28 protein-coding genes are annotated in these 25,298 nt (G+C 32.6%); 18 read left to right on the plus strand and 10 right to left on the minus strand.

Annotation, left to right across the window (positions count from 1 at the left end; translation table 11 throughout):
* The first annotated feature begins 124 nt into the window (after positions 1–124).
* The 6 genes from DKT72_RS09445 to DKT72_RS09470 all read left to right on the plus strand — a co-directional run bounded on the left by DKT72_RS09445 (position 125) and on the right by DKT72_RS09470 (position 6,026).
* On the plus strand, positions 125–385 hold the full coding sequence (locus tag DKT72_RS09445; protein WP_111308492.1) for a thiamine-binding protein: 261 nt from the start codon (positions 125–127) through the stop codon (positions 383–385).
* Positions 369–1,001 carry a nicotinamide riboside transporter PnuC gene (gene pnuC, locus DKT72_RS09450; RefSeq protein WP_111308493.1) on the plus strand — a complete coding sequence of 211 codons (633 nt, stop codon included), beginning with the start codon at positions 369–371 and terminating at the stop codon, positions 999–1,001. The genes DKT72_RS09445 and pnuC overlap by 17 nt, the downstream gene beginning before the upstream one ends.
* A complete protein-coding gene (locus DKT72_RS09455) occupies positions 962–1,531 on the plus strand; it encodes an AAA family ATPase (RefSeq protein ID WP_111308494.1) in 570 nt (189 codons plus the stop codon). The genes pnuC and DKT72_RS09455 overlap by 40 nt, the downstream gene beginning before the upstream one ends.
* Positions 1,531–3,075 carry a DUF4301 family protein gene (locus DKT72_RS09460; RefSeq protein ID WP_111308495.1) on the plus strand — a complete coding sequence of 515 codons (1,545 nt, stop codon included), beginning with the start codon at positions 1,531–1,533 and terminating at the stop codon, positions 3,073–3,075. Before DKT72_RS09455 ends, DKT72_RS09460 begins: the two co-directional genes overlap by 1 nt.
* Complete coding sequence (gene arfB / locus DKT72_RS09465) at positions 3,075–3,482, plus strand: alternative ribosome rescue aminoacyl-tRNA hydrolase ArfB (protein ID WP_111308496.1); 408 nt, start codon at positions 3,075–3,077, stop codon at positions 3,480–3,482. The genes DKT72_RS09460 and arfB overlap by 1 nt, the downstream gene beginning before the upstream one ends.
* 348 nt (positions 3,483–3,830) lie before the next feature.
* Positions 3,831–6,026, plus strand: a complete 2,196-nt coding sequence (locus DKT72_RS09470) for a TonB-dependent receptor (protein ID WP_111308497.1) — start codon at positions 3,831–3,833, stop codon at positions 6,024–6,026.
* Positions 6,027–6,076: 50 nt separating this feature from the next.
* Here DKT72_RS09470 and DKT72_RS09475 read toward each other — a convergent pair whose 3' ends face one another.
* The gene (locus DKT72_RS09475; RefSeq protein ID WP_111308498.1) at positions 6,077–6,505 is read right to left on the minus strand and encodes a Rieske (2Fe-2S) protein; all 429 of its coding nucleotides are present in this window, start codon (positions 6,503–6,505) and stop codon (positions 6,077–6,079) included.
* A 246-nt stretch (positions 6,506–6,751) separates the two neighbouring features.
* On the opposite strand from DKT72_RS09475, the gene greA reads away from it, so the two are divergent.
* Positions 6,752–7,225, plus strand: a complete 474-nt coding sequence (gene greA / locus DKT72_RS09480; RefSeq protein ID WP_111308499.1) for a transcription elongation factor GreA — start codon at positions 6,752–6,754, stop codon at positions 7,223–7,225.
* A 93-nt stretch (positions 7,226–7,318) separates the two neighbouring features.
* Positions 7,319–7,726, plus strand: coding sequence for an HIT family protein (locus tag DKT72_RS09485; protein ID WP_111308500.1), 408 nt, complete (start codon positions 7,319–7,321; stop codon positions 7,724–7,726).
* Here DKT72_RS09485 and DKT72_RS09490 read toward each other — a convergent pair.
* A complete protein-coding gene (locus DKT72_RS09490; protein ID WP_111308501.1) occupies positions 7,709–8,053 on the minus strand; it encodes a hypothetical protein in 345 nt (114 codons plus the stop codon). The two genes, DKT72_RS09485 and DKT72_RS09490, sit on opposite strands and share 18 nt — an antisense overlap.
* Positions 8,046–9,206 carry a sensor histidine kinase gene (locus tag DKT72_RS09495; protein ID WP_111308502.1) on the minus strand — a complete coding sequence of 387 codons (1,161 nt, stop codon included), beginning with the start codon at positions 9,204–9,206 and terminating at the stop codon, positions 8,046–8,048. The genes DKT72_RS09490 and DKT72_RS09495 overlap by 8 nt, the downstream gene beginning before the upstream one ends.
* Before the next feature lie 147 nt (positions 9,207–9,353).
* On the opposite strand from DKT72_RS09495, the gene DKT72_RS09500 reads away from it, so the two are divergent.
* The 4 genes from DKT72_RS09500 to DKT72_RS09515 all read left to right on the plus strand — a co-directional run bounded on the left by DKT72_RS09500 (position 9,354) and on the right by DKT72_RS09515 (position 11,583).
* A complete protein-coding gene (locus tag DKT72_RS09500; protein WP_111308503.1) occupies positions 9,354–9,731 on the plus strand; it encodes a DUF3127 domain-containing protein in 378 nt (125 codons plus the stop codon).
* A gap of 95 nt (positions 9,732–9,826) precedes the next feature.
* Positions 9,827–10,456: a leucyl/phenylalanyl-tRNA--protein transferase gene (aat, locus tag DKT72_RS09505; RefSeq protein WP_111308504.1), complete on the plus strand. Its 630-nt coding sequence runs from the start codon at positions 9,827–9,829 to the stop codon at positions 10,454–10,456.
* A gap of 102 nt (positions 10,457–10,558) precedes the next feature.
* On the plus strand, positions 10,559–11,035 hold the full coding sequence (locus DKT72_RS09510) for a sigma-70 family RNA polymerase sigma factor (protein WP_220628110.1): 477 nt from the start codon (positions 10,559–10,561) through the stop codon (positions 11,033–11,035).
* Positions 11,036–11,037: 2 nt separating this feature from the next.
* The gene (locus DKT72_RS09515; protein WP_111308505.1) at positions 11,038–11,583 is read left to right on the plus strand and encodes a hypothetical protein; all 546 of its coding nucleotides are present in this window, start codon (positions 11,038–11,040) and stop codon (positions 11,581–11,583) included.
* Between the two features lie 175 nt (positions 11,584–11,758).
* Here DKT72_RS09515 and DKT72_RS09520 read toward each other — a convergent pair whose 3' ends face one another.
* The gene (locus DKT72_RS09520; RefSeq protein WP_111308506.1) at positions 11,759–12,325 is read right to left on the minus strand and encodes a DNA-3-methyladenine glycosylase I; all 567 of its coding nucleotides are present in this window, start codon (positions 12,323–12,325) and stop codon (positions 11,759–11,761) included.
* Between the two features lie 97 nt (positions 12,326–12,422).
* On the opposite strand from DKT72_RS09520, the gene DKT72_RS09525 reads away from it, so the two are divergent.
* A complete protein-coding gene (locus tag DKT72_RS09525; RefSeq protein WP_111308507.1) occupies positions 12,423–13,040 on the plus strand; it encodes a thioredoxin family protein in 618 nt (205 codons plus the stop codon).
* On the opposite strand, the gene DKT72_RS09530 is transcribed toward DKT72_RS09525, so the two are convergent.
* The 6 genes from DKT72_RS09530 to DKT72_RS09555 all read right to left on the minus strand — a co-directional run bounded on the left by DKT72_RS09530 (position 13,024) and on the right by DKT72_RS09555 (position 17,650).
* Complete coding sequence (locus DKT72_RS09530) at positions 13,024–13,752, minus strand: hypothetical protein (RefSeq protein WP_220628111.1); 729 nt, start codon at positions 13,750–13,752, stop codon at positions 13,024–13,026. The two genes, DKT72_RS09525 and DKT72_RS09530, sit on opposite strands and share 17 nt — an antisense overlap.
* 42 nt (positions 13,753–13,794) lie before the next feature.
* A complete protein-coding gene (gene truB / locus DKT72_RS09535) occupies positions 13,795–14,484 on the minus strand; it encodes a tRNA pseudouridine(55) synthase TruB (protein WP_111308508.1) in 690 nt (229 codons plus the stop codon).
* Positions 14,484–15,269 (minus strand): undecaprenyl-diphosphate phosphatase, encoded by a 786-nt coding sequence (locus DKT72_RS09540; RefSeq protein ID WP_111308509.1) that lies wholly within the window; start codon positions 15,267–15,269, stop codon positions 14,484–14,486. The genes truB and DKT72_RS09540 overlap by 1 nt, the downstream gene beginning before the upstream one ends.
* Positions 15,269–15,523, minus strand: a complete 255-nt coding sequence (locus tag DKT72_RS09545) for a DUF3098 domain-containing protein (RefSeq protein ID WP_111308510.1) — start codon at positions 15,521–15,523, stop codon at positions 15,269–15,271. The genes DKT72_RS09540 and DKT72_RS09545 overlap by 1 nt, the downstream gene beginning before the upstream one ends.
* An 89-nt stretch (positions 15,524–15,612) precedes the next feature.
* On the minus strand, positions 15,613–16,491 hold the full coding sequence (locus DKT72_RS09550; protein WP_111308511.1) for a cell division protein FtsX: 879 nt from the start codon (positions 16,489–16,491) through the stop codon (positions 15,613–15,615).
* Positions 16,492–16,696: 205 nt separating this feature from the next.
* Positions 16,697–17,650 (minus strand): DMT family transporter, encoded by a 954-nt coding sequence (locus DKT72_RS09555; RefSeq protein WP_111308512.1) that lies wholly within the window; start codon positions 17,648–17,650, stop codon positions 16,697–16,699.
* Between the two features lie 202 nt (positions 17,651–17,852).
* Between DKT72_RS09555 and DKT72_RS09560 the strand changes: the two genes are divergently transcribed.
* The 5 genes from DKT72_RS09560 (at position 17,853) to DKT72_RS09580 (ending at position 25,263) form a co-directional block, all read left to right on the plus strand.
* Positions 17,853–20,849, plus strand: a complete 2,997-nt coding sequence (locus DKT72_RS09560) for a leucine--tRNA ligase (RefSeq protein WP_111308637.1) — start codon at positions 17,853–17,855, stop codon at positions 20,847–20,849.
* Positions 20,850–21,039: 190 nt separating this feature from the next.
* Positions 21,040–21,303, plus strand: coding sequence for a SemiSWEET family sugar transporter (locus DKT72_RS09565; protein ID WP_111308513.1), 264 nt, complete (start codon positions 21,040–21,042; stop codon positions 21,301–21,303).
* Positions 21,304–21,535: 232 nt separating this feature from the next.
* Positions 21,536–22,636 carry an alanine dehydrogenase gene (gene ald, locus DKT72_RS09570; protein WP_111308514.1) on the plus strand — a complete coding sequence of 367 codons (1,101 nt, stop codon included), beginning with the start codon at positions 21,536–21,538 and terminating at the stop codon, positions 22,634–22,636.
* Between the two features lie 84 nt (positions 22,637–22,720).
* Positions 22,721–23,419, plus strand: coding sequence for a zinc metallopeptidase (locus tag DKT72_RS09575; protein ID WP_111308515.1), 699 nt, complete (start codon positions 22,721–22,723; stop codon positions 23,417–23,419).
* Positions 23,420–23,490: 71 nt separating this feature from the next.
* Positions 23,491–25,263 (plus strand): MutS-related protein, encoded by a 1,773-nt coding sequence (locus DKT72_RS09580; RefSeq protein WP_111308516.1) that lies wholly within the window; start codon positions 23,491–23,493, stop codon positions 25,261–25,263.
* The last annotated feature ends 35 nt before the right edge of the window (positions 25,264–25,298 follow it).

Genomic DNA, 25,298 nt, shown 5'->3' on the forward strand with positions numbered 1-25,298 from the left:
ATGCTTTTGAAGAAGATGAGTCTGTTTTTGAAGAGCTAACAAAAGAATAAAAAATCAGGATGATAGAATAAAGATATTTTGAGTCTTTTTATCTTATTTCTATTTTCTATAATCTTAAAGAAGTATGAAAATATCGGTAGAATTAACGTTAACGCCTTTACAAGACACTTACGAACCTGCAATTATTCATTTTATTAAAAAATTAAGGGCTTCAAATTTAAAGGTTTTGGAAAATCCTTTAAGCACACAAGTTTATGGTGAGTATGATGACGTGATGCAAGTGCTTACAATCGAAATAAAAGAAGCTTTTGAACTTGTAGAACGTGGTTTGCTATACATGAAAATTGTAAAGTCAGATAGATACGATTATGAACCACATTTTTGATTGGTTTTTTTCACAGTATCAAGAGACTCCTACGCATTTAATTATTCTTGAATTTATAGGTGCTTTTTTTGGGTTTTTAAGTGTCTGGTATTCTAGGCAGGAGAATATTTTGGTATATCCAACAGGTATTATAAGCACTGCTTTATTTGTTTACATTCTTTTAGTTTATGGGCTTTTAGGAGACATGCTTATTAATGGGTATTATTTTGTTATGAGTATTTATGGATGGTATTATTGGACAAGAAAAAATAAGGATAATCAAGAGGTTCCTGTAACAAAGACCCATAGAAAAGAACATGCTTGGAGTGTGTTTCTTTTCATTTCAGCTATGTTGTTTGTAGTTATAGTGTATGAAGTTAATGCTAAGTTTAATAGCTGGACAGCGTATGTAGATACCCTAACCACAGCTATATTTTTTGTTGGTATGTGGCTAATGGCCAAAAAGAAATTAGAAAACTGGATATATTGGATAGTAGGCGATATTATATCGGTACCCTTATATTTTTACAAAGGATTGATGTTCACATCATTTCAATATTTATTATTTACAATTATTGCTATTTATGGCTATAAAGCATGGAAGAAGAGTTTAAACAACAACCGGCAAACTGTATAAAAGTAGTTTTATTTGGTCCAGAATCTACTGGAAAAACAACATTGTCTCAACAATTAGCTAAACATTACAAGACAGTTTGGGTGCCAGAATATGCACGCGATTATCTTCAAGATAAATGGGATAAAGAACATAAAACTTGTGAGCCTAAAGATTTATTGCCAATAGCAAAAGGTCAAATAAAACTTGAAAATAAATTAGCAAAAGAAGCAAATAAGGTTTTAATTTGTGATACAGATTTACTAGAGACCAAAGTATATTCAGAGGCTTATTATGTAGGTTCATGTGATTTTGTATTAGAAAAATATGCGCTGGAAAACACCTATGATTTGTATTTTTTGACTTATATTGATACGCCTTGGGAGGCAGATGATTTAAGGGACAAACCAGACCATAGAGAGGAAATGTTTAAGGCTTTTGAAAGTGCATTAAAAGATAACAATAGGCCTTATGTTTTATTAAAAGGGAATAAAAAAGATCGTTTAAAAACGGCTGTAAAGTATATTGATAAACTATTAAAAAACAACGTATAATGTTTACAGAACAGGATATTAAACAAATAGATAATTACGGTTTAACTGTTGAAAAGGTTAACAAACAGATAGAAATTATTAAGTCAGGAATGACATATTCTAAGTTAGTTGGAGCAGCAACTATTGGTAACGGTATTTTAAGAAAAGATAGTGTTCAACAAAAAAAATATATTGATGCATTTGATAGTAAGAGGGATAAACTCTCTATTGTAAAGTTTGTTCCAGCCTCTGGCGCGGCATCAAGAATGTTTAAGTTTTTATTTCAGTTTTTAAAAGAATACGATCCAAAAAAGGAAAGTATTGAAGCTTATACTCAAAAGAATAAAGATATTTCTGTGTTTGTAAATGGATTGGAAAAATTACCTTTTTACGATATTGTTAGGAATAAAACCATGGAGACTGTACCTAATTTTAATGAATTATCATTAGGTGAACAATGTGTATTGTTTGTGAAAACCATGTTAAATGCCAATCAATTAAATTATAGTTTTTATCCAAAAGGACTGTTGCCCTTTCATAAGTATCCATCTAAAGTTTCTACGGCTTTTGCAGAACATTTGTTGGAATCTACTTTGTATGCTTCTTCAAATAATGAGTCTAATTTGCATTTTACCATTTCAGAAGCTCATAAGGACATGTTTGATAAGGAGTTAATTAAGATTAAAGAAAATCTTGAAAAAGAAACAAACACTAGTTTTAATATATCTTACTCATATCAAAGTAAATCAACCGATACAATTGCTATAACTTCTAAAGATGAGATTTATAGAAATGATGATGGTAGTTTATTATTTAGACCCTCAGGTCATGGTGCTTTAATTGAAAATTTGAATACACTGGATTATGATATAGTGTTTATCAAGAACATAGATAATATCGTCGTTTTTGAACAGAACAAAGAATTGTCTGATTATAAAAAGTTGCTCGCCGGTGTGTTATTACAAGTTCAAGAACAGGCCTTTAAATACCTGCATAAACTAGATGAAGATTCTATTTTGGAAGAGGAAATTAACAATATAGAATTGTTTGTAATAAACAGATTGAATGTAGATTTGGGTGATGAGTATAATCAATTGATGACGGAAGAAAAAATAGGGTTTTTGATAGAAAAATTAAATAAACCCATTCGAGTTTGTGGTATGGTTAAAAATGAAGGAGAACCTGGGGGAGGTCCTTTTTGGGTTAAAGATGAAAAAGGTAACATTTCATTAGAAATTATTGAATTTGCCCAAATAGATTTTGATAACGAAGAACAAAAAGAAATCACTAATGGTGCTACCCATTTTAATCCTACCGATTTGGTTTGTGGTGTAAGAGATTATCAAGGAAATAAATTCAATCTCACAGAATTTGTAGATCCCAAAGCGGCTTTTATTACTATGAAATCTCAAGGAGGTGTGGATATCAAAGCATATGAATTGCCAGGTTTATGGAATGGAAGTATGGCACATTGGAATTCTATTTTTGTGGAAGTTCCCGTAAATACGTTTAATCCAGTAAAGACCGTGAATGACTTATTAAGACCAGCCCATCAAGTTGAATAATGTTTGATAAAGATGCTTTACTGAATGAATTGACGTTTAAAGCCGTTAGAAGTTCTGGTGCTGGTGGACAAAATGTTAATAAAGTATCTTCAAAAGTTGAATTGATTTTTAATTTCTTGGAATCTTACGTTTTTAATGACGAACAAAAAGAGCGTATACATAACAAACTTCAAAACAGATTAACAAAAGAAGGTATTCTTATACTGCAATGCGATGACAGTAGAAGTCAGCATAAAAATAAAGAACTCGCTATTAAACGGTTTTTAGAACTCATTGAAAAAAGTTTAATCATTCCTAAAAAGCGAATTGCGACAAAAATACCAAGAGCTGTTATAAAAAAACGTTTAAAAAGTAAACGTAACCTATCTGATAAAAAGGCTAATAGGAAAAAACCAGATTTAGATTAAAAAATTATCGATTATCAATTGTCAATTATCAATTGGTTATTACCTTTGCAACGTTCTCAAAAAGGGGTGCCTATATCGGCTGAGATCATACCCAATGAACCTAGAACAGGTAATGCTGTTTAGGGATAACGATAAAATAACTGTTTAGATATAATATTAAAATGTGATATGAGCGCATGGAGATATTTTTTTAAATATTTGTTTATCAAAAATTAATTATTAACAAAGAATAATGACCTCTTTTTATTCGATTATAACATAATCGTAATGAAATCTATTTTTCTTATTCTTTCTTCAAAAAGTTACAATTACTTTTTAAGGAGGTTCAGTTTCGTCTTAAACAATAAAATGAACGAAACTAAAAATTTATTCACATTTTTAGCACTTTTTGTGCTATCATATCTTGCTAATGCACAAGATAATCAAATTCAAAAAGATTCAACAAAAACTGAAACTTTAGACGAAGTTTTAGTTAAAGCAGTTCGTGTGAATGCGACCTCGCCCATCACACATTCCAATCTTACGAAAAAGGAATTGGAGAAACGTAATTTGGGTCAAGACTTACCCATTTTATTAAACTATTTGCCTTCTGTTGTAACCACTAGCGATGCAGGTGCTGGCGTTGGATATACGGGTATTAGAGTGCGCGGGGTAAGTGCGCAATCTACCAATGTAACCATCAACGGAATTCCCTATAATGATGCCGAATCGTTAGGGTCTTTTTGGGTAGATCTTCCAGATTTCTCCTCATCAGTAGAAAGTCTTCAGTTACAACGTGGCGTTGGCACAAGTACCAATGGTTCTGGTGCTTTTGGAGCCAGTATTAATATTTTAACAGATGCTATTTCCGATAAAGCAAGTGCTGAAATTTCTAATGCTTTTGGAACCTATAATACCAGAAGGCATAATGTAAAATTCAGCACAGGCTTAATCAATAATTATTTTGAATTATCTGGACGTTTATCCCAAATTAATTCCGATGGTTATATTGATAGAGCATCTTCCGATTTAAAGTCGTATTTCCTGCAAGGAGCTTATAAAGACGATAACACCTTAATTAAAGCATTGGTTTTTGGTGGTTATGAAGTTACCTATCAAGCTTGGAATGGTATAGACGCAGCCACTTTGGCCACCGATAGAACTTATAATCCATCTGGAATGTATACCGATGAAAATGGCGATACCAGATTTCATGATAATGAAGTAGATGATTATAAACAAGATCATTATCAATTACATTGGAATGAGCGTTACAATAATAATTGGTCCACTAATTTAGGATTAAATTATACCTCTGGACGGGGCTTTTTTGAACAATACAAAGAAGATGAAGATTTTGCCGATTATAGTTTAACCGACATAACTATTGGTGGTGAAACCATTAATACAACCGACTTAATTAGACGCCGTTGGTTAGATAACGATTTTTATGTTGTAACTGCCAGCACCAATTATAAAAATGACAATCTAGATATGTCTTTTGGGACATCCTATAGTAGTTATAATGGCAAACATTTTGGAGAGATTATTTGGGCAAGATATGCTAGTAATTCTGAAATTGGCGATCATTATTATGATGGAAAAGCAAAGAAAAAAGATTTTAGTGCATTTACAAAGGCAACGTTTAAGCTCAATGATAAACTAAGTTTATACGGTGATTTACAATTGAGATTTGTAGATTATAAAACGACAGGTTTAAGTTCAGATGTTGTTCCTTTTAATATTGATGAAAATTATAATTTTTTCAATCCTAAAGCGGGAATTACATATGAGTTGGACACCAAAAACAATATTTATTTCTCTTATGCTAGAGCCAATCGTGAACCAAGTCGTAGTGATTTTGAAAGTAATGTCGACATAAAGCCAGAACAATTAAACGATTTTGAATTGGGTTTTAGGCATACGAATGAAACATTTAGAGTAAGTGCCAACGCTTATTATATGTTATATAATGAACAATTGGTTTTAACAGGTGCTTTGGATAATACAGGGTCGCCAGTAAGAACAAATAGTGGCGATAGTTATAGGGTAGGTTTAGAAGTTGATGCGGCTATTCAGATTACAAAGCAATTTGCAATGCAACCAAATGTTACCATAAGTTCTAATAAAAACAAAGAAACTATTATTGAAAAAGATGGAGGTTTAGTGAATCTTGGAAAAACCAATATTTCATTCTCACCAGATTTTGTGGCGGCAAATGCTTTAGTATTTCAACCAATAGCAAATTTTCAAATGTCATTTTTAAGTAAATATGTTGGTGAACAGTTTATGGGAAATACAGATTCTAAAGCTTCAAAATTGGATAGTTATTTTGTTAATGATTTGAATATAACTTATGAAATTAAACCAAATTCCATTTTCAAATCTATTTTATTTTCAGGGTTGGTAAATAATATTTTTGGAGAAAAATATGTTTCTAATGGTTATTATTACACGTATGATGACGATTTTTCGAATCCAGGAACCATTACAACTATTGAGGGTGCAGGCTATTACCCACAAGCAACAACAAACTTTTTGGTAGGAGTTACATTGAAATTTTAGCTTTGTTCTTTCATTATATGAATAAAAAGCGACTCATTTGAGTCGCTTTTTTAATTATAAACTAAAAGAACATTCCCATTTTGTTCAACCCTGTAATTTTTTAAAGGACATTGTAATTCCCCATTGCCTATGGCCTGACCAGTAACAAGGCTATAAGTGTTTTCATCGCCACAACCACAAGTGCCATTTAAACCAGAAATGGTAAGTGCAGAACAAGAACTTGGTGCATGGTTGGGGTCGCTAGCATCCCAAGCCAGATAGCCGGAACCTGTATTTGTAACTATAATACCTGCATTTCCTGCATTAGAAATATATACGGAATTACTTATAAATTGTAGTTGGCTATACTGCGGTAAATTCATGTTTATGCTCACATTAACTCCAACATTCAAAAGGAATCTACAGTTTTTATTGTCAACTGAGTTTCCGCTACAAGATAAAATAATAGTAAATAATAATAAGTAGAAAGAAGATTTCATTAATAATTAATTTTTGAAACGCAATTTACAACAAAAAGCAAATTGAGATATTATTTTGTATATGTCCTCTTAACATTTCTGTTTTGGTAAGAGGGAAAGTGCTTTTTAGGTTATTCCTCAATATATAACTAAAAATTTTGTACTTTTGTTATTCAATCTCGTGGAAACGGGATTTTTTTATTCCGAACTCTTGCACTATAATGTGGTTGTGTTTCGGAATCTTTTTATTAAATAAACGATGAAGTTATGAGTAAAGTATCTTACTATACACCTGAAGGATTAAAAAAATTAAGAGACGAATTGCAACAGTTGAAAGATGTTGAACGTGTAAAAGCGTCAAAAGCGATTGCTGAAGCTAGAGATAAAGGTGATTTAAGTGAAAATGCAGAGTATGATGCTGCTAAAGAAGCACAAGGTATGTTGGAAATGCGAATTTCTAAGTTAGAGGAAGCTTTAGCGGGTGCACGTGTGATTGATGAATCTCAAATGGACACGTCAAAAATATTGGTATTATCTAAAGTAAAAATAAAGAATCAAACCAACGGCATGGAAATGAACTATACGTTGGTGGCTGATGGTGAAGCCAATTTGGCAGCAGGAAAAATTTCTGTTAACTCACCAATTGGTAAGGGATTGTTAGGTAAATCTGTTGGTGATGTTGCCGAAATTCAAGTGCCAAATGGCGTGATAAAATTTGATATCATAGAAATTTCCAGATAGAAATTTTCGATAAAATAAATTTTAAAAGATTCCTGAGATGTTAAAATCAGGAATCTTTTTATATTTACAAAACACTCTCAAACCCTTCGTTTTATGGCTTCAATTTTCACTAAAATAGTAAATGGCGAAATTCCATGTTATAAAATAGCTGAAACAGATCAGTTTTTAGCATTTTTAGATATCAACCCCAATAGTAAAGGACATACACTTTGTATTCCTAAAATGGAAGTTGACAAACTTTTTGATTTAGATGAAGCTACTTATAATGGCTTAATGAATTTTTCAAGAAAAGTTGCCATAGCTATAGAAAAAACAATTCCCTGTAAACGAATCGGAATGACTGTTATTGGTTTAGAAGTACCACATGCACATGTACATTTAATTCCGTTGCACACTATGGAGGATGTTCGTTTCATTCAAAAATCAAAAATGACATCAGAAGAATTAGAAGATACGGCCAACGCTATTAAAGCTCAATTAGACTTACATAAGAGTAACTAATAAAATTATCGTGATAGCAATCAGAGAAACAGAAGCTATTATAATCCAAGATGTTTTTTTAATATAAGTGGATGGGGTCATTGGAGTAAATGACTTTTGTTGGTATTCTACAATACGTTCTATATCATCTGTCCACTGCACAGGATAAATCGCATTATTACATGTTTTACAATGAATGCTATGCGTGATGTCAAGTGTAATGGATTTATAAAATTGATTTTGTATAACCTTTTGTTTAAAAGTTAGTATTAACCCTTCTTTGCCATAACATTCAGGACAATTATTGTTTAAAGATACTTCCTTTACTGTTATAAGATTTTCATCCATTATAAGCTCTTTTTAATGCAATTTGTATAGTTGTTCCTTTGCCGATCTCAGATTGTAATACTTTAATCGTTCCTCCATGAAAATCTTCAATAATGCGTTTGGTAAGTGATAAACCCAAACCCCAACCTCTTTTTTTTGTTGTGAAACCTGGATCAAAAATCTTTTTAAATAGTTTTTTTGGAATCCCTTTTCCAGTATCTGTCACACTTACTTTTACATTATCTTCCAATTGAGATATTTCAACAATAAGTTTCCCTCTACCTTTCATGGCATCAATGGCATTTTTAACTAAGTTTTCAATAACCCAGCTATATAATTGTTTGTTTAGGTTAACAGGAATGTCGCCTTCCGGTATTATAATTTCAAAATCTACCAGTTTAGATGAGCGTGACTTTAAATAGTCATAAGAATTAATGGTTTCATTGATAATGTCTACCATTTCTAAAGTAGGAACAGAGCCTATTTTACTAAATCTTTCAGTTATTGTTTGCAGTCTATCTATATCTTTTTCAATTTCAATAATATAATCTGGATTTAAGTTTTCACTTTTTAAAATTTCAGTCCAACCAATTAAAGATGATAGTGGGGTGCCTATTTGATGGGCCGTTTCTTTTGCCATACCAGACCAAAGTTTATTCTGGGTAGCATTTTTGTTGCTTTTATAAAAGAAAAATATAAATGCAGAAAACAAGAATATAATAAGTAATAATGCTAAAGGATAGTATTTTAGTTTATTTAAAAGAGGAGAATTCCCGTAATATATTTTACTAATTACTTTACCTCCAACCTCAATAGGTATTGGTCTGTTTTCTTGTTCAAACTTTAATATTAAGCTTTTAATATATAATGAATCGGAAATTTTAGTTTCATCTATATTGTTATAATCATCTAAACTGCCATCTTCATTAACAATTAACATGGGTGTTGTTTTATTGCCACTCAATATTTTTAAGGTAAGATTTAGGTTAACATTGGTTTCTTCACTTTGAATTAAATCGATTTGAGCAAACGAAAATTGTTCCATTTTGGTGCGCTCTTCATCTTTAAAATATTGAAAAAACTCATAAGTTTTCCACAATATAAGTGAAACAATAGCAAATGATAGGATGACCATTGCCCATCGTAACGCATTTCTATAATCTGTAAAAATCACTAATAGTTATTTTAAATATGTAATATAATGCAATTCTGTTAATATTATTGTTCAACTTGTTAGTAAATCAGTTTTTAGTTGTTTAATAGAATGGCTATATTTGTTAAATACGAATATAATTGTAAAATAAGATTTAAATAATAATCAATGGAAGTTCAAGGAAGAGTAAAAATGATAGGTGATACCCAGACTTTTGGTACTGGAGGGTTTAGAAAAAGAGAGATAGTAGTCACTACAGAAGAGCAATATCCACAACACATTATGGTGGAATTTGTACAAGATAAATGTGATTTGTTGAATAGTTATAAAGAAGGACAACAAGTAAAAATAAGTATCAATTTACGCGGTAGAGAATGGGTAAACCCACAAGGTGAAACTAAATATTTTAACTCTATTCAAGGCTGGAGAATTGAAGCGTTGCAGGCAAATGCTTCAGACGGAAGTTTGCCACCAGTACCACCCATGGATGCTTTTGAGCCGGCAGGAAATTTGAATGAAGAGGACCATGACGATTTGCCCTTTTAATTAATTGCCTTCCTGTGAAGGCAGGAATCTCTTAAATATAACCTCGATGTTTACAATAACCTCGAGGTTTTTTATTTTTATTAAAATGTTTATTTATGCATTATCTCACAAAAGAAATTTGGTTTCCTAATGTATCTGAAGCTACGGAGGATGGCTTGCTGGCTATTGGTGGTGATTTGTCTGTAAAGAGATTGTTGTTAGCATATAAAAATGGTGTTTTTCCTTGGTTTAGCGAAGGTGAGCCAATATTATGGTGGTCTCCTAACCCACGTTTTGTCTTGTTTCCAGAAAAGTTGAAAATATCTAAAAGCATGAAACAAATTTTGCGAAACAAAAATTATACGGTTACTGTAAATAAGGCCTTTAAAGAGGTGATTGCCGAATGTTCTAAAATAAAACGTAGTGGACAAGGAGGAACGTGGATAACTGAAAGCATGATGGAGGCTTACTCGAATTTAAACAAATTAGGTTATGCAAAATCTATTGAGGTTTGGAAGGAAGATGAATTGGTTGGTGGCTTTTATGGTATCGATTTAAACAATGGTGTGTTTTGTGGAGAAAGTATGTTTTCTAAAGAAAGTAATGCCAGTAAAACAGCCTTTATAACTTTTGTTCAGAATACTAATTACAAATTGATTGACTGCCAGGTTTATACAAATCATTTAGAAAGTTTGGGTGCTGAAGAGATTTCTCGGGAGGCTTTTTTTAATTATTTAAATGATTGATATTTAGTGTTTTGTAAATAAAAAATAAATTCTGTAATATTTTTGATTTTTAAACAACATATGTGATGTATAATAATCTAATTAGAATTTAAAATTAATAAAGTGTCTATACAAAATGAAGATTTTCTAAAGACTATTCATAAACATCAAGGGCTAATTCACAAGGTTTGCAATATTTATAGAGATAATAGAGAGGATAAAGAAGATTTATTTCAAGAAATAACCTATCAATTATGGAAATCTTATCCAAAATTTGAAGGTAAATCTAAAATAACAACGTGGATGTACAAAATTGCTTTGAATACTGCCATGGCAAGTTTTAGAAAAACAAAAGTACCCATATCTCATGTAAAAGAACTTCCTGATATTCAATCTGAAATAAAACAAGATGATGTTAGAAAAGAAAAACTTTTTTGGGCTGTAAGGCAATTAGATGATGCTGAAAAAGCTATTATATCATTATATCTAGACGATTATGATTTAACTGAAATAGCGGATATCACAGGAATTACAAAAAATAATGTGAGTGTGCGCTTAAACCGAATTAAAAACAAAATAAAAACATTAATAAATATATAATTATGGATTTAGAAGATTTAAAATCAGATTATAAAAAAGGGGAGACAGATAATGTAAGAACCACCGAATGTTTAAAAAAAATGAAACAATCTGGAAACCATCCTGTCTTAAGAAGCATTAAAAAGCAATTAATTTTTGAAAGTATTGTTTGGACAATTTTACTGGTTGTGTACTATGATTTTTTTGATGGGCAATTGAAATCCATTGTATGGAATGGACTTTTAATCGTTTCTATTTTATTGTTGTTAATCCACAATATTTTAGGATATATACTGGTGAAAAATCCAATTTTCGGAGAGAATATAAAAGAATCACTACAAAAATATTTGACAAAAATTAAAAAATTCAGTACGCTTTCCATACTCTCTAGAGTATTAGCAGTTACTATATTGTTGGGTTTTTTAGTCTCAAATATAGTATGGGAACTTCATAAAATTTTGTTGTTTGCAGGCCTGCTTTTATTCAGCATTGGTATTCAAATTTATTTTTTAAGAAGGGTCTGGAATAAAAGAATTGGATTAATTGAAAATAAATTAAATTCATTTTAAAGATTAATGATTTTCAGCTATATACAATTGTATAAAAAATTTAATAAACTAAAATTCAAATAGTACGGTACTAGCAAAGCAACTTTTAAAAAGGAACTTCATTAAAACTTTTTATTTATTATTAATAGTTTTAATCTGTTTATTGATTCAAGGGGGCCAGTTTCTTTTAAATTAATTAAACTTCATGATACCTAAAACAACTCATTTCATGGTCGTTAACCATACCGGTCGCTTGCATATGGGCATACATAACGGTAGAGCCTACAAATTTAAATCCGCGCTTTTTTAAGTCTTTGCTTAAGGCATCGCTAATGGCTGTTGTGGGTTTTGCTTCTTTATAATTTTTAAGATTGTTTTTTATGGGTTTGCCGTCAACAAATCCCCAAATGTACTTGCTAAAACTTCCAAATTCTTCTTGAACTTTCATAAAAGCTTGGGCATTGGTAACGGTAGCATTAATTTTTAATTTATTTCTAATAATACCCGGATCCAGTATTAAATTATCAATTTTAGCTTGATTGTATTGGGCTATTTTTTTATAATCAAAATAATCGAAAGCAACTTTGAAATTTTCACGTTTACGTAAAATGGTTATCCAGCTCAAACCCGCTTGAAAGGTTTCTAAAATTAAAAACTCAAATATAGTTTCATCATCATAAACGGGGACTCCCCATTCATTATCATGATATGTTTCATAAAGGGGATCACCAAGGCACCAACCGCATTTGTGTTTTTTAGCCATAATAAGTTCTTGAATATTTAAAATAAAAGTATGATAAAAGTCATCTTTAAAACTGGGGCAAGATACTAATTTTGTTTTTTATTAAATGACTAATACAATGGATTCAATTATTAAAAATGGTTTGCAAAATAGTATGTCCTACCAAGAATATAGAAATTTGGTAATAGAAATGGCAGAAAAAAAATCTACAACTGGAGATTCTAAAACGGAAGAGTTAGTCAACTATACCATACTTAACAATAGCAGAATGAGGCGATGGGATAAAACTATTAAAGTCCCACAAAATATTGGAAAGAAAGTAAAATCATTTAAAGAAAAAGTGACTTGGTTAGTTATTGCAGAAAGTTGGTGTGGCGATGCCGCTCATGTTTTACCAGTTCTTAATAAGTTGGCAGAATTAAACAATCATATTGATTTAAGAGTAGTACTTCGTGATGAAAATCCTGAATTGATGGATGCTTTTTTAACAGCCGGAGCTAGGTCTATTCCCAAAATGATAGTCATTGAAAAAATATCTGGAGGTGTATTGGAGACCTATGGCCCCAGACCAAGTGAAGCCACGGCCTATGTTAATAGGTTTAAGGCTAAATACGGAACCATAACATCGGAATTTAAAGAAGATTTACAGCATTGGTACAATACTAATAAAGGTTTAAATGTCATGGAAGATATTGTGGAAATGCTTTGTAGGCTAGAACCTAATCTTTGCCAATAAAATAAAAAGTAATGGATCCTATTTGCGTTTTCTTAGATGGGTCGGCACTAAATTGTGAGTTTTTGGCATATTCTAAGGCATGTCCAATTAAACATTCATTGTTTGATGTAGAAGAGTTATTTAAATAGGCATCGGTAACATTTCCTTCAGCATTTACGGTAATGTTTATAACTATTTTCCCATCCACTTCGCATAAATAAACAGGAATAGGAATGTATACTTTTGTTCTATTAACCAATGAAAAACTAATAGTGCTTTTAGTATTAACACTTTCGGCTTGTTGCTTTTTTAATAAATCTTTTACTTTGCTGAATGACGATAATTCTTCTTTGTTAATAGCTGGTTGAAGCGGTTTTTGTTCTCCTGTTGCGTTCGAATTATCACTATCGCCATCGTCATTATTCTCACTAGGTTTCGGATATTCATAATCTTCAGGAGGAGCAATAGGTTTGTAGGCTTGGGCAAATTGTTTGTTTTCGGCCGTTTCGTTAAAAGCACTATTGGTTTCAGCTTTGGCATTATTTAGCTTTGCTAAAGTTTCAAGAATTTTAACCTCTTCCTCGGTTAATTCTTTTTCAGGTTCCATCTCATAGTAACTTTCTGAAGCTAATTCATCATGTTTTTTCAAGTGGAAATTGAATATAGAAAGTACCACAGTTCCAGATAAGAAAAAGGTAATAAGTAGGGCTTTATGTTGATTTGTTAGGTTCAAATCGATAGTAACGTTTACGAAATATACGTAAAATTAAACAAATTAGTTGTTAAGCGTTTTAATAAAGCCTTCAAGAGTGGTGGCGTTACGAACATTAAAGTCTCCAATTTTTGTACGTCTTAATGCGGATAAGTGCGCTCCAGACTGTAAAGCTTTGCCAAAATCATTCGCTAGTGAGCGTATGTAAGTACCTTTGCTACAAACCACTCTAAAGTCAATATTAAGATTGTCAATTTTAGTGATTTCAAAGTCTTGAATGGTAATTGTTCTTGGTTTAATCTCTACATCTTCACCAGCCCTGGCAAATTCATATAAGCGTTTACCGTCTTTTTTTATGGCTGAAAAAACAGGTGGATATTGTTCGATGTCTCCAATAAATCGTTGTGTAGTTTCTTCAATTAAATTTGAAGTTATATGTGCTGTAGGAAAGGTTTCGTTAACCTCAGTTTCTAAATCGAATGAAGGGGTTGTGCTGCCCAAAACAAACGTACCTGTATATTCTTTTATTTGTGCTTGAAACGTGTCAATTTGCTTGGTCATTTTACCAGTACAAATAATTAAAAGTCCAGTAGCTAGAGGATCTAAGGTGCCAGCATGTCCAACTTTAAGGTTTTTTAATTTAAAGGCTTGCTTTAATTCCCAGCGTAGTTTATTGACGACCTGAAAAGAGGTCCAATGAAGTGGTTTATCTATGAGTAAAACTTGACCAGATTGATAGTCTTCAACAGTCATTAAATAATAGTTAATTTTTGGATAAAGAAATGAATTATTAAGATGGCTGCACCTGCAATAATTCTATAATAACCAAACATTTTAAAGCCATGTTTACTTAAGTAATTAATGAACGTTTTAATAGCAACTAAAGCCACAATAAAACCAACTATATTACCGATAATTAATAAGTTTACTTGGTCGTTTGTTAATTCAAAACCGTCTTTATAGTAATCGTAACTTTTCTTAGCTGTGGCACCAAACATGGTGGGTATGGCCAAGAAAAATGAAAATTCGGCAGCCACTTTTCTAGATAGTTTTTGTGTCATTCCACCGACGATACTGGCACCACTTCTTGATACACCAGGAATCATGGCTAAACATTGAAAAAAACCAATTTTTAAAGCCGTTAAATATGAAATTTCTGTGCCTTCTTCATCACCAAACCAATCATCCACTTTTAGTAATAAAAACCCTCCAATAATTAGTGAAGCAGCTACGGTTATAGGATTTTCTAATAAGCTATCAATAGCATCACTAAATAATAATCCCAAAATAACAGCAGGAATAAAAGCCACAAATAGTTTGAAATAAAAATCTAGACTTTGGAAAAATCGTTTAAAATAAAGAACAATTACAGACATAATGGTTCCTAATTGAATTACTATGGTAAAGAGTTTTGTAAAATCTTCGTGTGCAATACCAAAAAATGATGATAAAACAATCATATGTCCTGTTGAAGAAACGGGTAAAAATTCCGTTAAGCCTTCAACAATTGCTAAAATAACCGCTTGTAATGTATCCATTATTCTTTATCTGGATTCAACAAAATAGCGTACACTTGAATGCCAAAACCAATTAAGATTAATGTGGGGGCTAGACGGATACGTCTCCAACTAAAAATATCTGGATTAAAAACATTAGGGTCGTCGCTGCCACCACCAGACATTAATATAAAACCTAAAGCGATGCAGGCTAAGCCTATAAACATGAATTTGTAATTTTTTTTGCTAAATACAAATTCGCTTTTAGAGTCTTCTTTACGTTTTTTTTCTCCCATAATATTTAAAAACTATATGCAAATTAACAGATTTATTTAAAACTATTGTGTTAATGAAAATGGAATTTGCGAATTTTATCAACCAACAACTAATAATAAAGGTCGTCTGTCTTTAAATTTAAAAAGCGTTGCGTTGCTATATGTGTGCTTATCCAAGTGATGATGATTCCTAAAGCAAACACACCAACAAATAAAAGTGTAATTAATAGAGGATTGCTAAGTAGTTGTAATTCACTGAATGTTTTATTCAAATAATATAGAACAATCGCCATGCCAATTAAAGCAACTACCGCTCCAATAATTCCTAAACGGACACTTTTCCAAACAAAAGGACGTCTAATAAATTGTTTGGTTGCCCCAACCATTTGCATCGTTTTTATGGTGAATCGTTTAGAATAGACGGCCAATCTTATAGAGCTATTGATAAGCAACACTGCAATTAGAGTGAAAATTCCACTAATAACCAATACCCAAAAACTTATTTTTTTTACATTATCGTTCATTAAATTAACCAAATCGTTATCGTAAGCGACTTCGTCTACAAAGTTTTTAGAACTGGCTTCTTCAGAAATTTTTTCAAGTTGTTCTGAGGTTACAAAATCAGCTTTTAAATGCACATCAATGGAATTTTGCAGTGGATTATAACCCACAAAATCCATGAAATCTTCACCATTTTCAGCTTTCATAAGTTCGGCTGCTTGTTCTTTCGAAACATACTCTGTGCTTTTTACATAATCTGCCAAAGCCAAACTTTTCTCAAGTTGTTTAATTTCAACATCTTTAGCCGATTCTTTCAAATAAATGGTAAGCACGACTTGTTCCTTAAAATGGTCTGATACTTTTTTGGCATTAAGAAGCAATAATCCTAATAATCCCAATAAAAAAAGCACCAAAGCGATACTTAACACTACTGAAAAGTAAGAGGAAATAAGTCGGCGTCTTTGGTCTTTTTCAAATGATGAACTCATAGTATGGTGCTGTTGAAGTTGTAAAAATAATAAAGAAAATGAAAAGAAACTTTAAAAGACACAAGTCTTTTAATTCCAAATAAAATTGTCTTTTTCGCAAAAGTGGGAATCTTATTTAAAGAAAACAGGCGTTACCATATAAATTTCCATTATCATTTTTATCTCAAACTTTAAACTTTAAGATATGCTTTTTATTGTCTGTTTATTAACCAGTTGTTTTTTGTGGTCTGCTAACCATATAAACTCCTACAACCACTAATAAACAACTTAATATTTTAATCAAATTAATATCTTTAGAATAGGTGTCGTCCATTAATGTATAAGCAAAAATGCTAACCATAATAAAACTAACAGCGGGTTGTAAATAAATATAGCTACTGTTTATGGATGGCGAAACATAATTAAGTGCATACACATTAAATAGATAGGCTAAAAAGGTGGTGAACAAAACAATAAAACCAACAACAAAGTAGGTATTTAAAGTGAAGGCTTCAAAATTAGTGGTAAGTAAATCATTAATTCCAAACGGAAACACCAAAATTAAACCAAATAAAAATACCCAACTGATTACGGTAATAGCTTGATATTTTTTCATTAACGTTTTTGCCAGCACTAGGTAAAGACCATAACAGGAAGCATTTAAAAACACTAACAAATTTCCTGAGAAAGAACTGGTTCCAGTAGCCGTATTCCCATATAAGATAAGTGTGATGGCACCAATACCACCTATAGTAATACCTAATAATTTATTTTTTGTAATAGCTTCTTTCAAAATAAGTAAACTAAAAACCAAAACAACAACGGGCGTAATAGTCATAATAATAGAAGCATCAATAGGTGATGTTAAACTAATACCATGAAAAAACAATAATTGATTGGCTGCACCACCAAATAAACCACAGGCAGCAAGTCTTAAGAAATCCTTAGGGTCTATACGTTCTTTTACAAATAAGAATTTAATGATCCAGAATAAAAGTGAACAAACACCCAAACGAATCATTACCATGGCAGTCGGATTTATTTTTTCGGGCATAATACCTTTAGCTATAATATAGTTGGCACCATAAATAGTATTGGCTCCTAATAAAGCTAAATGGGCTTTGGTTGTATTGTTTATCAAAAGGAAGAATTGTTTAAGTTGCAAAACTACGAATTGCATTTTAAAGGCATATTAATCTAAGTTATTAATTCCGTTAAAAATGACTTTGATTAATTATAGGCAAACCTTTACTGTTTTCTATTTAAAACGTAAATTTGCATTTTTAAAATCGTCATTACGAGGAGAGAAGCGACGTGGTAATCTTATGGAATTAGCAGATTGCTTCCCTTTATTCGCAATGGCGTTAATATTTAGAATGAGAATGAATTACAATTTCAACGAGATAGAAGCCAAGTGGCAAAAATATTGGGCCGAAAACCAAACGTTTAAAGCAGAAAATAATAGCGATAAACCCAAATATTATGTGTTAGATATGTTCCCTTACCCAAGTGGCGCAGGGTTACATGTTGGGCATCCTTTAGGTTACATTGCGTCCGATATTTATGCGCGTTATAAACGTCATCAAGGGTTTAATGTGTTGCATCCACAAGGGTATGATAGTTTTGGTTTGCCAGCTGAACAATATGCTATTCAAACAGGGCAACATCCTGCATTGACGACTGAAGAAAATATTAAAACCTACCGTCGCCAATTAGATCAGATCGGGTTTTCATTTGATTGGTCTCGTGAAGTTCGTACATCCGACCCCAATTATTACAAATGGACGCAATGGATTTTCATTCAATTATTCAATTCTTGGTATAATAAGGATGCCGATAAAGCAGAAGATATTTCGGAATTAATCAACATTTTTGAAACCGAAGGAAACTCAAAAGTCAATGCTGTTTGTGATGATGCTATTGAACCCTTTTCCGCCGAAGAATGGAATGCTTTTGATTCGGTAAAACAACAACAACTATTATTACAATACAGATTAACCTATTTAGCCGAAACCGAAGTAAACTGGTGTCCTGCACTGGGAACCGTGTTGGCGAATGACGAAATAGTCAATGGCGTGTCCGAACGTGGTGGCCATCCGGTTATCCGAAAAAAAATGACCCAATGGAGCATGCGAATTTCAGCTTACGCCGAACGCTTACTTCAAGGATTGGATAAAATAGACTGGACAGAATCTTTAAAAGAAACCCAACGTAATTGGATTGGAAAATCGGTTGGAGCATCTGTTAAGTTCAAAGTTCAAAGTTCAAAGTTCAAAGTTGAAGAACCAACAACCAATAACCAACAACCAACAACTATATCGGTTTTCACAACACGTCCCGATACTATTTTCGGAGTCAGTTTTATGACGCTAGCTCCAGAACACGAACTTGTTTCTCAAATAACAACTCCAGAACAAAAAGCTGAGGTTGAAAATTATATAGAAGCGACCGCCAAACGTAGTGAGCGCGATCGCATGGCTGATGTAAAAACCATTACAGGTGCTTTTACAGGCGCGTATGTAGAACATCCGTTTACCAAAGAACCCATCCCCGTGTGGATTGGCGATTATGTATTAGCGGGTTACGGAACAGGTGCCGTGATGTCTGTGCCATGTGGTGACCAACGTGATTACGATTTTGCAAAACACTTTAATATCCCAATTCCTAATATTTTTGAGGGTGCTGATATTTCTGAAGGAGCCTTTGCCGATAAAGACAACACCATTATTGCAAATTCCGATTTCTTAAATGGATTATCATATAAAGAAGCGACTAAAAAAGTTATTTCAGAATTAGAAAAATTGGGTCAAGGACAAGGTAAAACCAATTATCGTTTGCGTGATGCCGTATTTAGTCGTCAGCGTTATTGGGGCGAACCATTCCCTGTGTATTATGTAGATGGGATGCCGCATATGATTGATGCCAAACATTTACCAATTCGTTTGCCGGAAGTTGAAAAATATTTACCAACCGAAACCGGTGAGCCACCGTTGGGAAATGCCACCGTTTGGGCTTGGAACCGCCTCAAGGCGGAAGTTGTCTCTAATGAATTGATTGATAATATAAATGTCTTTCCTTTAGAATTGAACACCATGCCAGGTTGGGCAGGAAGTTCTTGGTATTTTAACCGCTATATGGATGTGCATAATACCGAGGAATTCGCAAGTCAAGATGCCCTTAACTATTGGAAAGATGTCGATTTATACATCGGAGGCAGCGAGCATGCTACAGGTCATTTATTATATGCTCGTTTTTGGCAAAAATTCTTGTTTGATAAAGGTTTAGTGCCTGTTGATGAGTTTGCTAAAAAACTGATTAACCAAGGGATGATTTTGGGGACGAGTGCTTTTGTATATTATACTTTTTACTCTTTGATTGAAAAGGATGGAAGTAATGTTATTATTGACAGAAAGCGAATTATAATACCTAAGGAATTATACTATCAAGTATTGTCTACTGGTAAAGATGAATTTTTGGAAAATATTGTTCGCTATGATATAGATTCAGAATTGCTAAAGAGATTAGATAATGATGAACTAATTTTAATTACACCTATTGCATCAACTCATGTGCCAGTAGAATATGTTAATTCTTCTGATGAATTAAATATTGATTCGTTTAAAAGTTGGCATTCTGATTTTAAAAATGTGGGATTTGATTCGAAAGAAGGAATTTACAAAGTCGGTCGCGAAGTCGAAAAAATGTCCAAGTCCAAATACAACGTCGTCAACCCAGACCAAATTTGTGAAGAATATGGAGCCGACAGTTTACGTCTTTACGAAATGTTTTTAGGGCCTTTAGAGCAATACAAACCCTGGAATACGGCTGGTATTACAGGAGTTCATGGATTCCTTAAAAAACTTTGGAAACTTTATGTTGGTGATGATGGCTTAAATGTAAACGATGATGAACCAACAAGAGATAATTTAAAAACGCTTCACAAAACCATAAAAAAAGTACAGGAAGACATCGAGAATTTTTCATTCAATACCTCGGTATCAACCTTTATGATTGCCGTTAATGAATTGACGGCTCAAAAATGTACTTCAAAAGAAATTCTAGAACCGTTATTGATTTTATTGTCACCGTATGCACCACATATTGCAGAAGAATTATGGTATCAATTAGGACATAACGAATCCATTTCAACGGCACCATTTCCAAAATTTGATGCCAGTCATTTGGTAGAAAGCAGTAAAAATTACCCGATTTCTTTCAATGGAAAAATGCGTTTCACCTTAGAATTGCCCATGGATTTTAATGCGCAACAAATTGAAGAAGCGGTGATGGCAAACGAAAAAACCCAAGAGCAATTACAAGGACGTACCCCTAAAAAAGTGATTATAGTCCCAGGGAAAATAGTGAATATTGTAGGCTAACCTCATGGCGAGGCACGAAGCCATCTGTTTAATAGGAATGGTGAATTTTCGAATAGGTAGATGGCTTCGTACTAAGTGTTTGCAACGATCGTATAAATTTTGTCATTCCTGCAAAATCGAAGATTCACGAACACAATATTGTTAAATAATACTAAAGGAGTAAAGCAGGAATCCACCTTATAAATTATATATGAATTTTATAGAAATCATTGGTTTTGTAGCGGCATTTTTAACCACAGCAGCCTTTTTGCCCCAAGTGTATAAAACATGGAAAACCAAAGACGTTTCCGCTTTATCACTACCTATGCTCTTGATGTTTTTTACGGGAGTTTTTATTTGGTTGGTGTACGGTTTTTATAAAGAAAGTCCGTCTATGATTATGGCAAATGCCATTACATTGGTTTCAGCATTTTTTCTTATTTATTTCAAAATAAAATACACCAAAAACATCTAAAAAACAAATGGCTTTATTGTTTTTTTAGTGATTTTAACTTTTCGTCAAAAAAAATCCATAAAATCCATTATATATTTCATTATTTTCAATTCAATATTTTAATTTTGCACCACAAGTGACTATTTTAAATATTTAATAATTATGAAATTCGCTATAACAAATCTTGACACTTATCAGGAGGGTTGTTGGCAAACTGTATCCGAATCATTTAAAAACAAATAAAATTTAACAAATGAAAATTGGTGTTCCCATAGAAATTAAAAATAATGAAAACAGAGTAGGCATGACGCCTTCTGGTGTATTTGAACTTACAAAAAGAAATCATTCAGTTTATGTGCAAAAAAATGCTGGTTTTGGCAGTGGTTTTTTTGATAAAGACTATCTAGATGCAGGTGCCACAATTCTTGACACTATTGAAGAAGTTTATGATGTAGCGGACATGATTGTAAAGGTGAAAGAGCCTATTGAAATGGAGTATGATTTAATTAAACCCAATCAAGTGGTGTTTACTTATTTCCATTTTGCTTCTAGTGAAACCTTAACACACGCCATGATAGAAAGTAATGCTATTTGTATTGCTTATGAAACCGTGGAAGATACTAATGGTACTTTACCATTATTAATACCAATGTCTGAAGTGGCAGGTAGAATGTCTATTCAACAAGGGGCGAAATATCTTGAAAAACCTATAAAAGGACGCGGTGTTTTATTGGGAGGCGTGCCTGGTGTTGCCCCTGGAAAAGTATTGGTTTTAGGAGCGGGTGTTGTTGGTATACAAGCGGCTAAAATGGCAGCTGGTTTAGGTGCTAATGTAACGGTGTTAGATGTAAATATGAAACAATTACGTTATGTGTGCGATATCATGCCACCTAATGTAGTGACCGAATTTTCAAGCGAATATAATATTAGAAAACATATTAAGGATGCCGATTTAATTATCGGTGGGGTATTAATCAAAGGTGCTAAAGCTCCCAAATTAATTACCAAAGACATGCTTAAAGACATGCGTCCAGGTACGGTGATTGTAGATGTAGCGGTAGACCAAGGCGGCTGTTTTGAAACCACTAAAGCAACCACACATGAACAACCAACGTATATTGTTGATGATGTAGTGCATTATTGTGTAGCGAATATGCCAGGGGCTGTTCCTTACACCTCTACTGTAGCATTAACAAATGTGACCTTGCCTTATGTTATTAAATTAGCTAATGAAGGCTGGGAACAAGCCTGCGAAAACAGTGAGCCTTTAAATAAAGGATTAAATATCGTAAAAGGAAAAATAGTTTATAAAGAAATAGCAGAAGCATTCAATTTAGAATTTTCGGTATCCTAATATTTTTTATCTGACAAAATTTCATATTGTGAATTTGGCGTTATTATTGCTATATTTATTTCGAAATTTTAATTTAGAAAAAACATGTTAGTATATTATATATTACTTGGTGCCATCGCACTTGTTAGCTGGTTAGTGAGCAGTACGTTAAAGCGTAAGTTCGAAAAATATTCGAAAGTGCAATTGCGTAATGGTATGAGTGGTAAAGAAATTGCTGAAAAAATGCTGTCTGATAACGGTATTTACGATGTGGAGGTTATTTCAACGCCAGGGCAATTAACGGATCATTACAACCCAAAAAACAAAACGGTTAACTTAAGTGAATCGGTTTACCATCAACGTAATGCAGCGGCTGCGGCAGTAGCGGCTCACGAATGTGGCCATGCCGTGCAACATGCTAAAGCTTACGAATGGTTAAAAATGCGTTCTGCTTTAGTTCCTATTGTGAGTGTCACCTCTGGGATGTCGCAATGGGTCGTTTTTGGTGGCTTGATGTTAGGAGCTGCTGCTGGTATGGGATTAGGATATTATGTAGCTGTTGCCGGTTTGGTCATGATGGCTTTCGCAACGGTATTTAGCTTTATCACGTTGCCAGTAGAATACGATGCAAGTAACCGTGCGTTAGCTTGGTTAAAAAATAAAAACATGGTATCTCAAGAAGAATATGCAGGTTCTGAAGATGCACTTAAATGGGCGGCTAGAACGTATTTGGTTGCTGCCATTGGTGCTTTAGCGAATCTCGTATATTGGGGATTTAGGGTGTTTGCAGGAGGAAGAGATTAAAACTATTAGAATATTACAAAGCCCTGAATTTTTCGGGGCTTTTTTATTTCAGTCATTATGAAAACAAAAAAATGAAGAATCCTTTAGAATACTACCAAAAGCATTTAGAAATCTATAAAGCAAGCGCACAGAAGTTTTATAAAAAAATGACAACTTTAAGTATTTACAGGCTTTTGGCTTTTGTAATAACAGTTGTTGGCATATATGTCACATTTAGTACGTGGCAAATTGCTGTTTTTATAGCAGTTATAGGCATTACTATCTTTCTTTATTTGTTGTCTAAATACAATGATGCTAAAGCCGAAAGACTTTTTAATGAAGCCTTGGTGAAAATAAACGAGGCAGAAATTAGCATTGCTTCCGGTAATTTCCACGATAGGAATGATGGCTTAGCCTTTCAAGACCCCAATCACTTTTATAGTTTGGATATCGATTTATTTGGACGTGCTTCGTTTTTTCAGTTCATCAATAGAACTACGATTAAAGAAGGCACTCAAGAATTAGCAGATGCTTTAAAAGCAAATAATACAGATGATATTCTTTCAAGACAGGAAGCCATAAAAGAATTAAGTTCTAAACCCGAATGGCGACAATTTTATGCTGCTAAATCTAGTTTTGTATTGGTTGAAACACCAGCGACACAAACTATAAAGTGGTTGAAAAACCATCAATCATTTTTACCAAAAATCATGAATTGGTTGCCAAAAGCTTTTTCTATCGTTTCGATATTTATTTTCGGATTGATATTTTTTAATATCATAGTAAATCAAGCCATTATTGGCTATTGGTTGCTTTTAGGGTTAGGTCTTTCAAGCATTTATGTGAAAAAAATAAATTTACTCTCATCAAACACAGATAAATTAAAATATACTTTTAGACAATATGCTTTACTTTTAGATTTGATAGAAAATGAATCGTTTTCTTCTCAATTACTACAACAAAAGCAACAACAAATTCAGCAAGAAGGTAAAAAAGCATCTGGTATTTTTTCTGAACTTTCAAAATCTTTAGACGCTTTAGATAATAGAAATAATTTAATTTCAGCCATTTTTGGGAATGGCCTTTTCCTGTCTGATATCAAAAACAGTTATCGCATAGAAGAATGGATAAAACTACATGCCGATAAAGTAACCGATTGGTTTGAAGTCGTTTCTTTTTTCGATGCTTATAATTCTTTGGGAAACTTTACTTTTAATCACCCGGATTTTGTGTTTCCAGAGATCGTAAATGATGGGATAGTGATTCAAGCTGAAAGATTGGGGCATCCATTACTTAAAAAAGAGAAGCGAGTGGATAGTGACGTCACTATTAAAAACGAGCAGTTTTTTATTGTAACAGGAGCTAATATGGCTGGAAAAAGCACCTTTTTACGTACCATATCTTTACACATTGTTATGGCAAATGTTGGTTTGCCCGTTTGTGCAAAAACAAGTCGTTATTCGCCTGTAAAATTAATTACAAGTATGCGAACTACAGATTCTTTAACAGATGATAGTTCTTATTTCTTTTCAGAATTAACACGTTTAAAATACATTGTAGATGCTATTCAAAAAGAACCTTATTTCATCGTTTTAGATGAGATTTTGAAAGGGACGAACAGCACCGATAAAGCCATTGGTTCACGCAAGTTTGTCGAGAAATTAGTGGCTTCAAACGCTACAGGAATTATTGCAACACATGATTTAAGCTTATGTGAAATTGAAAAAGAGCTAGATGAAGTTAAGAACTATTATTTTGATGCCGAAATTATTAATGATGAACTTTATTTTGACTATAAGCTGAAAGAAGGCGTTTGTAAAAACATGAATGCATCATTTTTATTGAAAAAAATGAATATTGTTTGATGTTTTAGGCTTAAAAACGATTATTGAGCATCTTT

Origin of the sequence: Confluentibacter sediminis (assembly GCF_003258355.1) — a bacterium.
GTDB classification, from domain to species: Bacteria; Bacteroidota; Bacteroidia; order Flavobacteriales; family Flavobacteriaceae; genus Confluentibacter; species Confluentibacter sediminis.

Excerpts from the sequence above, each read along its gene's own strand:
- DKT72_RS09445 (WP_111308492.1), top strand. The coding sequence starts at position 125 with ATGAAAATATCGGTAGAATTAACGTTAACGCCTTTACAAGACACTTAC.
- pnuC (WP_111308493.1), top strand. The coding sequence starts at position 369 with ATGAACCACATTTTTGATTGGTTTTTTTCACAGTATCAAGAGACTCCT.
- DKT72_RS09455 (WP_111308494.1), top strand. The coding sequence starts at position 962 with ATGGAAGAAGAGTTTAAACAACAACCGGCAAACTGTATAAAAGTAGTT.
- DKT72_RS09460 (WP_111308495.1), top strand. The coding sequence starts at position 1,531 with ATGTTTACAGAACAGGATATTAAACAAATAGATAATTACGGTTTAACT.
- arfB (WP_111308496.1), top strand. The coding sequence starts at position 3,075 with ATGTTTGATAAAGATGCTTTACTGAATGAATTGACGTTTAAAGCCGTT.
- DKT72_RS09470 (WP_111308497.1), top strand. The coding sequence starts at position 3,831 with ATGAACGAAACTAAAAATTTATTCACATTTTTAGCACTTTTTGTGCTA.
- DKT72_RS09475 (WP_111308498.1), bottom strand. The coding sequence starts at position 6,505 with ATGAAATCTTCTTTCTACTTATTATTATTTACTATTATTTTATCTTGT.
- greA (WP_111308499.1), top strand. The coding sequence starts at position 6,752 with ATGAGTAAAGTATCTTACTATACACCTGAAGGATTAAAAAAATTAAGA.
- DKT72_RS09485 (WP_111308500.1), top strand. The coding sequence starts at position 7,319 with ATGGCTTCAATTTTCACTAAAATAGTAAATGGCGAAATTCCATGTTAT.
- DKT72_RS09490 (WP_111308501.1), bottom strand. The coding sequence starts at position 8,053 with ATGGATGAAAATCTTATAACAGTAAAGGAAGTATCTTTAAACAATAAT.
- DKT72_RS09500 (WP_111308503.1), top strand. The coding sequence starts at position 9,354 with ATGGAAGTTCAAGGAAGAGTAAAAATGATAGGTGATACCCAGACTTTT.
- aat (WP_111308504.1), top strand. The coding sequence starts at position 9,827 with ATGCATTATCTCACAAAAGAAATTTGGTTTCCTAATGTATCTGAAGCT.
- DKT72_RS09515 (WP_111308505.1), top strand. The coding sequence starts at position 11,038 with ATGGATTTAGAAGATTTAAAATCAGATTATAAAAAAGGGGAGACAGAT.
- DKT72_RS09520 (WP_111308506.1), bottom strand. The coding sequence starts at position 12,325 with ATGGCTAAAAAACACAAATGCGGTTGGTGCCTTGGTGATCCCCTTTAT.
- DKT72_RS09525 (WP_111308507.1), top strand. The coding sequence starts at position 12,423 with ATGGATTCAATTATTAAAAATGGTTTGCAAAATAGTATGTCCTACCAA.
- truB (WP_111308508.1), bottom strand. The coding sequence starts at position 14,484 with ATGACTGTTGAAGACTATCAATCTGGTCAAGTTTTACTCATAGATAAA.
- DKT72_RS09540 (WP_111308509.1), bottom strand. The coding sequence starts at position 15,269 with ATGGATACATTACAAGCGGTTATTTTAGCAATTGTTGAAGGCTTAACG.
- DKT72_RS09545 (WP_111308510.1), bottom strand. The coding sequence starts at position 15,523 with ATGGGAGAAAAAAAACGTAAAGAAGACTCTAAAAGCGAATTTGTATTT.
- DKT72_RS09550 (WP_111308511.1), bottom strand. The coding sequence starts at position 16,491 with ATGAGTTCATCATTTGAAAAAGACCAAAGACGCCGACTTATTTCCTCT.
- DKT72_RS09555 (WP_111308512.1), bottom strand. The coding sequence starts at position 17,650 with ATGCAATTCGTAGTTTTGCAACTTAAACAATTCTTCCTTTTGATAAAC.
- DKT72_RS09560 (WP_111308637.1), top strand. The coding sequence starts at position 17,853 with ATGAATTACAATTTCAACGAGATAGAAGCCAAGTGGCAAAAATATTGG.
- DKT72_RS09565 (WP_111308513.1), top strand. The coding sequence starts at position 21,040 with ATGAATTTTATAGAAATCATTGGTTTTGTAGCGGCATTTTTAACCACA.
- ald (WP_111308514.1), top strand. The coding sequence starts at position 21,536 with ATGAAAATTGGTGTTCCCATAGAAATTAAAAATAATGAAAACAGAGTA.
- DKT72_RS09575 (WP_111308515.1), top strand. The coding sequence starts at position 22,721 with ATGTTAGTATATTATATATTACTTGGTGCCATCGCACTTGTTAGCTGG.
- DKT72_RS09580 (WP_111308516.1), top strand. The coding sequence starts at position 23,491 with ATGAAGAATCCTTTAGAATACTACCAAAAGCATTTAGAAATCTATAAA.